The 12,049-nt window shown below is 67.3% G+C and carries 10 protein-coding genes and 1 pseudogene; 10 read left to right on the top strand and 1 reads right to left on the bottom strand.

All coding sequences use genetic code 11. From position 1 onward, the window contains the following. Positions 1 to 83: 83 nt before the first annotated feature. The 4 genes and pseudogenes from eccCa (at position 84) to WKC72_RS29575 (ending at position 6,267) form a co-directional block, all read left to right on the top strand. Positions 84 to 4,084: pseudogene (gene eccCa, locus WKC72_RS29590) on the top strand (type VII secretion protein EccCa). Positions 4,085 to 4,140: 56 nt separating this feature from the next. Next, on the top strand, positions 4,141 to 5,487 hold the full coding sequence (locus WKC72_RS29585; RefSeq protein WP_370180583.1) for a type VII secretion-associated protein: 1,347 nt from the start codon (positions 4,141 to 4,143) through the stop codon (positions 5,485 to 5,487). Between the two features lie 131 nt (positions 5,488 to 5,618). Continuing rightward, on the top strand, positions 5,619 to 5,936 hold the full coding sequence (locus tag WKC72_RS29580; protein ID WP_037244726.1) for a WXG100 family type VII secretion target: 318 nt from the start codon (positions 5,619 to 5,621) through the stop codon (positions 5,934 to 5,936). Positions 5,937 to 5,979: 43 nt separating this feature from the next. Next, positions 5,980 to 6,267 (top strand): WXG100 family type VII secretion target, encoded by a 288-nt coding sequence (locus WKC72_RS29575; protein ID WP_005253873.1) that lies wholly within the window; start codon positions 5,980 to 5,982, stop codon positions 6,265 to 6,267. A gap of 78 nt (positions 6,268 to 6,345) precedes the next feature. Here the strand turns inward: WKC72_RS29575 and WKC72_RS29570 are convergent, their stop codons facing one another. Further along, positions 6,346 to 6,798, bottom strand: coding sequence for an Lrp/AsnC family transcriptional regulator (locus WKC72_RS29570; RefSeq protein WP_037244728.1), 453 nt, complete (start codon positions 6,796 to 6,798; stop codon positions 6,346 to 6,348). An 81-nt stretch (positions 6,799 to 6,879) separates the two neighbouring features. On the opposite strand from WKC72_RS29570, the gene ddaH reads away from it, so the two are divergent. From ddaH to WKC72_RS29540, 6 genes are all read left to right on the top strand, one after another. Next, positions 6,880 to 7,797 carry a dimethylargininase gene (gene ddaH / locus WKC72_RS29565; RefSeq protein WP_370180582.1) on the top strand — a complete coding sequence of 306 codons (918 nt, stop codon included), beginning with the start codon at positions 6,880 to 6,882 and terminating at the stop codon, positions 7,795 to 7,797. Between the two features lie 6 nt (positions 7,798 to 7,803). Continuing rightward, positions 7,804 to 9,030, top strand: a complete 1,227-nt coding sequence (gene rocD / locus WKC72_RS29560; RefSeq protein WP_370180581.1) for an ornithine--oxo-acid transaminase — start codon at positions 7,804 to 7,806, stop codon at positions 9,028 to 9,030. Between the two features lie 168 nt (positions 9,031 to 9,198). Continuing rightward, complete coding sequence (rplM, locus tag WKC72_RS29555; RefSeq protein ID WP_005239728.1) at positions 9,199 to 9,642, top strand: 50S ribosomal protein L13; 444 nt, start codon at positions 9,199 to 9,201, stop codon at positions 9,640 to 9,642. Beyond that, complete coding sequence (rpsI, locus tag WKC72_RS29550) at positions 9,639 to 10,175, top strand: 30S ribosomal protein S9 (RefSeq protein ID WP_005239729.1); 537 nt, start codon at positions 9,639 to 9,641, stop codon at positions 10,173 to 10,175. The genes rplM and rpsI overlap by 4 nt, the downstream gene beginning before the upstream one ends. A gap of 137 nt (positions 10,176 to 10,312) precedes the next feature. Beyond that, entirely contained in the window at positions 10,313 to 11,650 is a 1,338-nt protein-coding gene (glmM, locus tag WKC72_RS29545) for a phosphoglucosamine mutase (RefSeq protein WP_112302228.1), read from the top strand. Positions 11,651 to 11,736: 86 nt separating this feature from the next. Beyond that, positions 11,737 to 12,045, top strand: a complete 309-nt coding sequence (locus WKC72_RS29540) for a type VII secretion target (protein WP_370180580.1) — start codon at positions 11,737 to 11,739, stop codon at positions 12,043 to 12,045. Positions 12,046 to 12,049 lie beyond the last annotated feature (4 nt).

Here is a 12,049-nt window from a genome sequence, read left to right as displayed (position 1 = left end):
AGCCCAGGGGGGCGACCCGGAGTTCCGGGATCGGATCGGCTGCACGGTGTTTTCGGGGCGGTTGTAGTCATGGGGGGCGAGTAGTGAGCACTATTCGGTTCGTGCGCAAGGCGCGACGGGAAGTACCGCGCATTCCGGGCGGCGAAGTGAGCCTGCAGGCTCCGCCCGAGATTCCACGCCTGGTGCCGGGAAACCTTCTGACCAAACTCCTTCCCGTGGTCATGGTCGTCGCCATGGTCGGGATGATGGCCCTGATGTTCTCGTCGGGTATGGCCCGCAATCCGATGTCGATGCTCTTTCCCGTCATGATGATGGTGTCGATGCTCGGCATGCTCGCCGTGGCGGCCGTGGCGGCCCGAAAGCGGCGGAGGCCAACGAAGACCGCAAGGACTACCTGCGCTACCTCGATCAGCTGCGCCGCGACGTCGACGAGACCGCGGAGCAGCAGCGGAAGGCGCTCGACTGGAGCCACCCCGAGCCCGGTCTGCTGTGGACCATCGCAGGAACCGCGCGCATGTGGGAGCGCCGCATCACCGACCCCGACTACTGCCACGTGCGCGTCGGCCGGGGAAGCCAGCGCCTCGCAACCCGCCTGATCGCACCGGAGACCGGACCGGTGGAGGATCTGGAACCGGTTGCCGCGGTGTCGCTTCGTCGCTTCGTCCGCGCGCACTCCGTAGTTCAGGATCTACCCACCGCGGTGTCGCTGCGTGGCTTCGCGGCCATCTCCGTGGAAGGGGAACGTGGTACGGCACGGTCCCTGGTGCGGTCGATGCTCATGCAGTTGTGTGCATTCCACGGCCCGGACAATCTCCTGGTCGCCGTCGTGTGCGGCCCCGACACCGAGCACGAGTGGGACTGGGCCAAGTGGCTGCCGCACGCGCAGCATCCGGATTCGTCCGACGGCGTCGGTTCGTCCCGCATGATCTACGGCTCGATCCTCGGACTCGAATCTTCGCTCGGTCCCCAGCTGTCGATGCGAAACCGATTCTCGCGCAATGCTCCCGCCGCCCCCGGTGTTCCCCAGTTCGTCATCGTCGTCGACGGTGGAATCCTCGAGGGCGAATCGGGGATGATCACCGACGGCGGGGTCGACTCGGTGTCCGTTCTCGACATCAGCGGCTTCTGCCCGCGACTGACGGCCACACGAGGACTCCAGCTGGTGGCGCAGGACGGATCCCTCGGCGCCCGCAGCGGAGCCGGCGTGGAGATGTTCGCGACAGCAGACCTCGTCAGCGCTCATCAGGCGGAAACGCTGGCCCGGCGACTCGCACCGTACCGAACGGCGTCGCAGACGGCAGTGGACGCGGGCGAGGACGACCAGCCAGTGCAGACGTGGAGCCAGATGCTGGGGATCGGCGACGTCGGCCGTCTCAACCCGGATCATGCGTGGCTGCCCCGTCAGGGGCGCGACCGGTTGCGGGTCCCGATCGGTGTCGGAGTGGACGGCCACCCGGTCGAGATCGACCTCAAGGAGTCGGCCGAGAACGGCATGGGGCCACACGGCCTGTGCATCGGCGCAACCGGATCGGGTAAGTCGGAGTTCCTGCGGACGTTGGTGCTCGGCCTGATCGCGACGCATTCGCCCGACGCGCTGAACCTCGTCCTCGTCGATTTCAAGGGCGGCGCCACCTTCCTCGGCCTCGAGGAGGCTCCGCACGTCGCCGCGGTGATCACCAACCTGGCCGAGGAACTCGCGATGGTCGACCGGATGAGGGACGCACTCGCCGGTGAGATGAACCGACGTCAGGAACTCCTGCGCTCCTCCGGGAACTTCGCGAACGTCACCGAATACGAGAAGGCGCGCCAGGCGGGCGCCGACCTGGACCCGCTGCCCGCATTGTTCATCGTCGTCGACGAATTCTCCGAACTGCTCAGTCAGCAGCCCGAGTTCGCGGACCTCTTCGTCGCGATCGGCAGGCTCGGTCGCTCGCTGCACATTCACCTGCTCCTGGCGAGTCAGAGACTCGAGGAGGGCAAACTGCGGGGGCTCGACAGCCACCTGTCGTACCGCATCGGTCTCAAGACGTTCTCGGCCAACGAGTCGCGCACGGTGCTCGGCGTTCCGGACGCCTACCACCTGCCCGCGACCCCGGGCGCCGGATACCTCAAATGCGATTCCGCGGAGATCGTCCGCTTCCAGGCCTCGTACGTGTCCGGCACCTTCGAGGGCGGCCGGGACGACAGTGTCCGACGGCCCGGTGAGGCGGCTGTCGAGCTGCGGCCCAAGATCTTCACGGCTGCACCGGTCCCCGTCGACATCGTCGAGATTCTCGACGAACCGGAGTCGCTCCACCTGGCAGAGGAGCCGACGGAGATCCGCACCACCATCGACGTCGTGGTTGCGCGGATCAGAGGTCGCGGACCCCGAGCCCACGAGGTATGGCTCCGCCCGCTCGACGCCGCGCCGAGCCTCGACCAGATGCTGCCGAGGTCGGTTCTCACCGAACCGGTTCCCGCACTGAGCTCGCTGCGTACACCGATCGGGATCATCGACAGGCCCTACGACCAGAGACGCGACCCGCTTGTCGTGGATCTGTCCGGGTCGACCGGCAACATGGCGGTGGTGGGTGGACCGCAGTCGGGCAAGTCGACGGCGATCCGCACCCTCGTCACGTCGTTGGCTGCCACCCACTCCGCGGAACAGGTGCAGTTCTACTGCCTCGACTTCGGTGGCGGCACGCTCGCCGGACTGTCGGGTCTGCCGCACGTCGGCTCGGTCGCCAACCGCCTCGACGTCGACCGGGTGCGTCGCACCATCGCGGAGATGAACACCATCGTGCGTCAGCGCGAGGAGCGTTTCCGCGAACTCGGGGTCGAGTCGATGGCCGAGTTCCGGCGACTGCGCGCCACCGATCCCGGCAGCGGCGGCGCGGCCGCCGGGGTGGCGCAGGATCCGTTCGGGGACGTCTTCCTGGTGATCGACGGTTTCGGCAGCATTCGTCAGGACTTCGAGGCTCTCGAACAGCAGATCACCAACCTTGCGTCCCAGGGGTTGTCGTACGGTGTGCACGTCGTGCTCACCGCCTCACGGTGGGGCGAGGTCCGACCCGCGCTCAAGGACCAGCTCGGCACACGGATCGAGCTGCGCCTCGGTGATCCCTCGGATTCCGACCTCGGTCGTAAGACCGCGGCACTCGTTCCCGAAGGCCGACCCGGACGCGGCATGACCCGCGAAAGCCTGCATCTGCTCGTCGGATTGCCGAGGATCGACGGGAGCTCGGATCCGACGGACCTGGCGTCCGGTGTGGCGCACGCGGTGTCGTCCATCGCCGCCGCGACACACGGTCGGCCCGCTCCGGCAGTGCGAATGCTGCCTGCGCAGATCGCCCGCGACGACGTGCTTCGTGCGGCCGGGGGGTGGCCGTCCTACCTCGATCCGGCGCAGGCATGTCTGCAGATTCCGATCGGTCTCGACGAGGCCGAGTTGGCTCCGACATTCCTGAACTTCGCCGAGCAGCCCCACTTCCTGGTGTTCGGCGACAGCGAATGTGGAAAGACGACGCTCCTGCGGAACATCTGCGAGGGCATCATGGCGTCGAACACGAGCAAACAGGCGAAGATCATTCTCGCCGACTACCGGCGCACGATGCTCGGTGTCGTCGAGACGGAGCACCTGGCTTCGTACGCACCGTCCGAGGACGTGCTGACGACGAATATGAGGGACCTCGCGATCCTGCTGAAGGGGCGCATGCCGGGCCCCGGTTTCAATCGCCAGCAGCAGCGCGACCGGTCCTGGTGGACGGGGCCCGAAGTCTTCGTCGTCATCGACGACTACGACCTCGTCGTGACCTCGAGCGGCAACCCCGTCGCTGCGATTGTCGAGTTCCTGCCGCACGCCCGTGACATCGGGTTTCACCTGATCATCGCGCGACGCTCCGGCGGCGCGGCGCGGGCGATGTACGAACCGGTCATCGCACGCTTGCGTGATCTGCAGTCGACGGGCCTCGTGATGAGTGGCAACCGGGAGGAGGGCAATCTCATCGGCACCGTTCGTCCGAGTGCGATGCCGCCCGGGCGCGGAACGCTGGTCAACCGTGCGGGTACCGGCCTAATCCAGCTCGCGTGGATGCCCCCGCTGTGATGTCGTCGGTCGCGATTCATCTCACTGAATCCGGCATGTGGTCCTGCACTCAGGGCGTGACGACGGCAGCTCACGAGATGACGCCGCTGTGCTTCGTCGACGACGAGTACGTGGACGTCGACGGCGGAGTTCGCTCGGTGTCCGACGCGCTGGCAGCGGTGTTCCGGTCCGTGACAGACCGTGCGGGGAACGCGGCGCCGATCGCGACGGCCGTACTGTCCTACCCGACCGAGTGGGGCTCCGCGAGGCGGAATGTGCTGTCCGACGCGGGCGCGCGCGTTGCCGCCGCCACGGTGCTGGTTCCCGTTGCCGTGGCGGCGGCCGAGGGTGCTGCGGTGTCCGGTGGCCGATGGCTGGTGCTCGAAAGCCGGACCGTGGGTGCAACGGCCGGTTACGTGGTCGGCGAGGTCGGCGGATACCGGGTCGTCGACTGCGAGCACGATCCGTCGCTCTGCGCCGACGAGGGGATCGACGAGTGGGCGACAGCGATCGTGGAACTCGGTGCGCGAGCCCGCGGTGATCGGCCTGTCGACGGAATACTCCTCACCGGCGTCGGAGATTCGCAGGAGCGCACATCGATGCGTGACGCCGTGATCGCCGCCGCGTCCCCGATCGCTGACGTCCGGATCGTCACCGGCGAAGAAATCGCACACGCACTCGCGTCCAGCTTGGACGCCGTTGCGGACGATCCGACGGCGATGACTGTGCCGCAAGCGAACTGGCTCGAACCGGCGCTGCAGGGATCGGAGCACGGTGACCGACGGAGCTCGCGGCCGACGTTCTTCGCGGTGGCCGCGGTGGCCGCGGTGCTGGCCGTCGTCGTCGGAGCTGTTCTCGTCTTCACCCTTCGGGAGCCCGGTGCCGGCACCGAATCCGTCCGTGCTCTGGACGCGAGTGCGGCACCGGCGCAACCGACCCCGACGCTCACCCGATCCTCGGTGCCGACCACCACCACCACCACCACCGCGGCGGCCCTCGAGGCGGGCGGAATTCGCGTGACACTACCGAGCGGGTGGAAGGAGCGCCCGCCCGCCGCGTCGTCTTCTTCCGGATCTCGACTGGAGTTGGTGCCTGCGGGCGGAGCCGACAGGCGGATCATCATCACGCAGAACGCGGTTCGAGAGGGTGCCGGATACGACGAGGTGGCGGCGACCCTCGCGGCGAAGATTGCGCAGCGCGGCCGTTCCGAGCTGTTCGGCGAACTGGAGCGCGACGTCGTGTTCGGCGGTCGACCCGGCATCGCGTACAGCGAGTTTCCCGAAAGGAGCTCCGTGGTGCGTTGGCACGTACTCGTCGAGCGTGACCTCCAGGTGAGCGTCGGCTGTCAGTTCCTGGCGGAGGAGTGGGAGTCGATCGAGAACGTGTGCGAAGAGGTCGTGCGGTCGCTGGTGATCGTTCGGTGACCCCGTCCTGTTCGCCGGAGAATCTTCCACCGTGGTGGAACCGATTGGGCGGTTGATGCGTCCAATCTTGTGTAGGGGTGAATTCGGGCAGTCCAGAGGGGGCCGCCGCACCGAGAACAGAAGGAGTCACAATGGCGGGAGTTGTTACCGATGTCGGCCAGATGGAGGTCGCGGCCAACCACGTGCAGACGGTGAACAGCCAGCTGCAGGGCACGATCAACAGTCTCAAGGCACGTTGCGAGGAGTCTTCTTCGGCCTGGCAGGGTGGAGCTCAGGCGGCGTTCATGGAGCTGATGGCTCGGTACGGAGATGCTGCGCGCCGTATGCAGGACTCGCTGGACGAGATTGCGGTGAAGATCCGCGAGAACGGCAAGGGATACGACGCCGCCGAGCAGGCCAACCAGGACGCGATTCATGCGGCCGGAGCCTCGGGATCGCTCGACATCTGACGCCGGCGCCGAGAACAATTACCAAGCTCGAGGGGAGCACCGAATGTCTTCATTGAAGTACGGATTTGCCGAGTTGCAGGCGCTGGCGAGCGACATCAAGTCGAACGAAGCGAAGCTGCGCGAAACGCACGACGAGCTCCGGGGCTACGTCAACGGGCTCGTGGCGCAGTGGGAGAGCGGTGCGCGGGAGAACTACCAAGCTGTGCAGGCGAAGTGGGACAGCTCGCACGAGGATTTGCTGCAGGTTCTGCAGACGATCTCGAAGGTCGTCCAGGACGGTGCCGTCGACATGCAGACTGCGGAAGACCGGAACGCCACGGCGTGGCTCTGACCTTCGCGTGACACGTCGAGTGCCCCAGCAATCCACGGTTGCTGGGGCACTGTGGTCTCCGACAGTGAATCGGGTGGATCAGTCGGCGGGCGGTATCAGCCGGCTGAGGACGACACTGCTCTTGGTCTGAAGTACGGCCGGCTCCGACCGCAGGTTCTCCAGCGTGCGTTCGAGGTGTGCCGTGTCGGTGGTGCGGACGCGGAGAAGGGCGTTGGCGTCGCCGGTGACGGTGTACGCCTCCTGAACCTCGGTGTGACGGGACACGATCCGCGCGATCTCGACGGCCGAGGTGCGACCGCTGCAGTACAACTCGACGAAGACCTCGACGCCGTGGCCGAGTGCGCGCGGATCGAGCGCAGCATGGAATCCGGTGATCACTCCGGACTCGACCAGTCGATCGACTCGACGCTTCACCGCGGGTGCGGACAGCCCGACCTCGGCGCCGATGGTGGCGAAGCTGGACCGTGCGTTGCGCTCCAGCTGCGCAACAATCCGTCGATCGAGCCCGTCCAGACGCAACGAATCATCCATGTGATGAAACGCTAGCGCATTGATCAGGCCTTTTGGTGGGTGGATACTGATTTCACCGACACCGATCGAGGGGGAGTGGAGATGGCGCCCACTGCTGGTATCGAGTCCGAGAACCCGTACGAGGAGACGGCCGAGGTGCGGCGCGACACCGCCCGCATGCCCCGGCGTGCCCACTCGCGGAGTTACCTGATGTGCCCGCCCACCTATTTCGACGTCGTCTATGCCATCAACGACTGGATGCGTCCCGAGGAGCCCGTGGACCGGGATCGCGCGATTTCGCAGTGGTCCGCGCTCGCGGACACCTACCGGCGACTCGGACACGAGGTCCTCACGATCGACCCTGTCGAGGGACTTCCGGACATGGTGTTCGTCACCGACAGCGGACTCGTCGTCGACGGCGTCGCGCTCGGCGCCCGCTACCGGTCCGCCGAGCGGCGGGCCGAGGCCGAGTGCGTGTTCCGGTGGTTCCAGGCCAACGGGCTGATCAGACCCACCCTGCCGCGGTACGTCAACGAGGGGGAGGGCGACTTCCTCGTCGTCGGTGACGTGATCCTCGCCGGAACGGGGTTCCGGTCCGATCCGCGGTCGCACGCCGAAGCCTCGGCCCACCTCGGCCGCCCGGTGATCACGTTGAACCTCGTGAATCCCCGCTACTACCACCTCAACACCGCGCTGGGTGTGCTCGACGACGCGACCATCGCCTACCTGCCGGCGGCGTTCTCGCCGGACAGTCGGGCTCTGCTCGGGCGGATGTTTCCCGACGCGGTGATCGCGGCCGAGACGGACACCGACTGGCTCGGACTCAACCTGGTGAGCGACGGCGCCAATGTGGTCCTGCCCGTGCAGGCTTCGCGCCTCGCGGAACAGCTGTCCGAACGCGGGTACGAGCCCGTGCCGGTCGACTATTCGGAGTTCCTCAAATCCGGTGGCGGAATCAAGTGCAGCACGCTGGAGCTCCGCGGCTTCCGCGGGCTCCGGGACGCGGAAGATCAGGGGTGACCAGCAATGTCGGACGGTGTCGTTTCCGTGTCGGATGCCACGCGTGAGCAGCTGAGCAGGGCCGACGAGCACAGCGCACACAACTACTCGCCGCTGCCGGTCGTGATCGAGTCGGGCGCGGGCTCGTGGGTGAAGGGAATCGACGGCGTCGACTACCTGGACGTTCTCGCCGGATACTCGGCGCTCAACTTCGGCCACGCACACCCCGCGCTGGTCCGGGTGGCGCGCGAACAACTCGGCCGCCTCACGCTGACCAGCCGCGCGTTCCAGCACGATCGGTTCGCGTCCTTCTGTGAGGACCTGAGCCGGCTGTGCCGGAAGGAAGCCGTGCTGCCGATGAACACGGGCGCCGAAGCCGTGGAGACCGCGCTGAAACTGGCCCGCAAGTGGGGTTACGACAGCAAGGGTGTGCCACCGGGGCGTGCCGAGGTGATCACGTGCGCCGGGAACTTCCACGGTCGCACCATCTCGATCGTCGGGTTCTCGTCCGATCCGGACGCGTACACCGGATTCGGTCCGTTCCCGGCCGGCTTCGCGTCCGTCGAATACGGAAACGCGGCCGCTGTCGAGGCCGCGATCACCGAGAACACCGTGGCGGTGCTCCTCGAACCGATCCAGGGGGAGGCCGGAGTCCTGGTGCCACCGCCCGGCTACCTCGCGGCGGTCCGCGACATCTGCACCCGTCGCGGGATCCTGATGATCGCCGACGAGATCCAGAGCGGTCTCGGGCGGACCGGAGACACGTTCGCGTGCGACCACGAGAACGTGACCCCCGACGTATACGTCCTGGGCAAGGCGCTCGGGGGTGGTCTGATGCCGGTCTCCGCCGTCGTTGCAGACTGGTCGGTGATGGCAGTGATCGGCCCGGGACAACACGGAAGCACGTTCGGCGGCAACCCCCTCGCCTGCGCGGTGGGAAGCGCGGTGGTGGACCTGCTCGAGACCGGCGAATATCAGCAGCGAAGCCGGGATCTGGGCGCCTACCTGCACAGCATGCTGTCGCAACTGCCTCCCGGGCACGTGTCGGAGGTGCGTGGGCGTGGGCTGTGGGCCGGTGTGCAGCTGGCCGACGGTATGCCGTCCGCCCGAACGATCTGTGAAAGACTCCTGGCACGCAGGGTCCTCGCGAAGGATGCGCACGAAGGAACGATCCGCATCGCCCCGCCGCTGGTGATCGAACGGGACGAGCTGACGTGGGCGGTCGAACAGCTCGCCGACGCGCTCGCCGAGTGAGTTTTGACCCTGGGCCTCACCGACCGGTATTGTTCTCCGTTGGCGTGCCGTGCGCCGCTGTGTCCTCGTGTCGCAGTGGCTGGCGGTTCTCGGGTCTCAACTGGCCGCCGGGAATCGCTCGACGATACGCAATGGCCAGCAGCGGATTGAACAAGACGAGGAAGTTCTGTGTCTACGTACACCCCGAAGGCCGGAGATGTGACCCGCACGTGGCACGTCATCGACGCCACTGACGTGGTGCTCGGCCGCCTTGCCGTCCAGGCAGCCAACTTGCTGCGCGGCAAGCACAAGCCCACCTTTGCACCGCACGTTGACGGCGGCGACTTCGTCGTCATCATCAACGCCGAGAAGGTTGCCATCAGCGGCAACAAGCGTGAGGGCAAGTTCCTCTACCACCACTCCGGACACCCCGGTGGTCTGAAGTCCCGCTCCGTCGGTGAGGTTCTCGACAAGAACCCCGACCGCCTCGTGGAGAAGGCCATCGTCGGCATGCTCCCCAAGAACAAGCTGGGTCGCGCCATCAGCAGCAAGCTGAAGGTCTACGCGGGCCCGAACCACCCCCACGCCGCGCAGCAGCCGGTGCCATTCGAGATCAAGCAGGTGGCCCAGTGACGGCGCCGGAGGAGCAGAACGTGTCCAACCCCGAAGAGATCACCGAGGCTGTCGAGGTCGCGGCGGACGAGTACGTGTCCGTCGAGGAGCCCGAGGTCGCCGAGGACATCGAGGCCGCTGCTGCGCCGCAGGCCCCGATCGTGATCGATCGCCCCATCCAGACCGTCGGTCGTCGTAAGGAAGCGGTTGTCCGCGTCCGTCTGACCCCCGGCTCGGGCGACTTCAAGCTCAACGGCCGCACCATCGAGGACTACTTCCCGAACAAGGTGCACCAGCAGCTGATCAAGGCTCCGCTGGTCACGGTCGAGCGTGCCGAGTCCTTCGACATCGTGGCGCTGCTGCACGGTGGCGGACCGTCCGGACAGGCCGGCGCACTGCGTCTCGCCATCGCCCGCGCGCTCATCGAGGTCACCCCCGAGGACCGTCCGGCTCTCAAGAGCGCCGGCTTCCTCACGCGTGACGCCCGCGCCGTCGAGCGCAAGAAGTACGGCCTGAAGAAGGCCCGCAAGGCATCTCAGTACTCGAAGCGCTGATGTGTCGCCGAAGCCGCCCTCCGGGGTCGGCTTCGGCACCTGTTCTTCCCGAGAGCAGGCGTCCATCGTTACCGGACGCCTGCTCTCGTGCTTTATCCGAGATGTAGTGGGTTTCCTAGGTGCGAGGGGTCTGGTCTATGGGTCGATTGTTCGGGACGGATGGGGTTCGTGGTCTCGCGAATACCGAGCTGACCGCCGAGCTGGCGTTGCAGGTGGCCTCCGCCGCCGCGACGGTGCTGGCGTCGCCGGGTTCGGGGGGACGCAAAACGGCTGTGGTCGGCCGCGACCCGAGAGCCAGCGGTGAAATGCTCGAGGCGGCGGTCGTCGCGGGCCTGACGTCTGCCGGCGTCGACGTTCTGAACGTCGGGGTGCTGCCGACACCCGCAGTGGCCTACCTGACCGCGGAGTTGGACGCAGCTCTCGGTGTCATGATCTCGGCCTCGCACAATCCCATGCCCGACAACGGCATCAAGATCTTCGCGGCGGGTGGACACAAACTCGACGACGAGGTGGAAGGCCGGATCGAGGCCGTCGCCGCCGGAACCACGACACGGCGGGCGCCGACCGGTGCAGGGATCGGACGTGTCCGGGCGGTGCCGGACGCAGCGGAACGGTATCTGCAGCACCTGGCCACCGCACTCCCGAACAGCCTCGACGGGCTGACCGTGGTGGTGGACTGTGCGCACGGCGCGGCATCGGGCGTCGCTCCCGCCGCCTACCGGGCCGCCGGCGCCACCGTCGTCGCGATCAACGCCGAACCCGACGGACTCAACATCAACGAGAACTGCGGGTCGACGCACCTCGAAAGCCTGCAGAAGGCGGTCGTCGAGCACAGCGCCGACCTGGGTCTCGCGCACGACGGGGATGCGGATCGATGCCTCGCCGTCGATGCCGCCGGTTCCCTCATCGACGGCGACGCCATCATGACCGTGCTCGCCCTCGGCATGCGCGATGCAGGCGAACTGGTGGACAACACCCTCGTCGCGACGGTCATGAGCAATCTCGGTTTGCACATCGCAATGCGCGAGGCCGGGATCTCGCTGGTCACCACTGCTGTCGGTGATCGCTACGTCCTCGAAGGGCTCCGGTCCGGCGGCTTCAGCCTGGGCGGCGAACAGTCCGGTCACGTCGTGTTCCCCGCCTTCGGCACCACCGGCGACGGAGTGCTGACGGGACTGCGGCTGATGGGCCGCATGGCGGAGACCGGACAGCCGATCGCGGACCTGGCGTCGGCGATGACGACGCTTCCGCAGGTTCTGGTCAACGTGAAGGTCGCCGACAAGCGCGCCGTCGCCGCGTCCCCGGTCGTGCTCGACGCGGTCGTGGCCGCCGAGCGCAGCCTGGGCGACAACGGCCGGGTACTGCTGCGGCCGTCGGGTACCGAGCAACTCGTCCGCGTCATGGTCGAGGCTTCGGACATCGAAGTGGCTCGGAAGCTCGCCGACGAGCTGGCGGGCACCGTCGCCTCCGTGTGAGCGGACACAGCCCACCGATCGGCCGGGGGAACCGATCGGTGCGCTGTCGCGTCTAATGCAGTAGGTCGCGAAGAGAGGGTGGGGCAATGAGCGATGGGCTCGAGGTGGACGTCGCGGTGGTGACGGACGCGGGCGCGAGACTGTTGCGGTCGGCGGAGGTCCTGAGACAACAGGCCGCCGCGACCGCCCGGCTGGAATTCGGTGGGGCGCACGCGGGCCGCGACTACGCCGCGAAGGGTGATGCGGTGCGTGACGCCCTCGGCGTCGTCGGGGTCGCGCTCGGGCAGTGGGCCGCGGACGCGGAGTCGTTCGGGCACGCGTTCCGGGCCGCCGCGGCGCGCTATTCCGGAACGGACGCGAACACCACCGCCGTCGTGAACGGGGTGCAGTGGTGACCAC

This window comes from Rhodococcus wratislaviensis (genome assembly GCF_041228765.1).
Lineage (GTDB): Bacteria > Actinomycetota > Actinomycetes > Mycobacteriales > Mycobacteriaceae > Rhodococcus_F > Rhodococcus_F wratislaviensis.
Note: the sequence above shows the minus strand (reverse complement) of the source record. Positions and strands in the feature narration are given on the sequence as shown.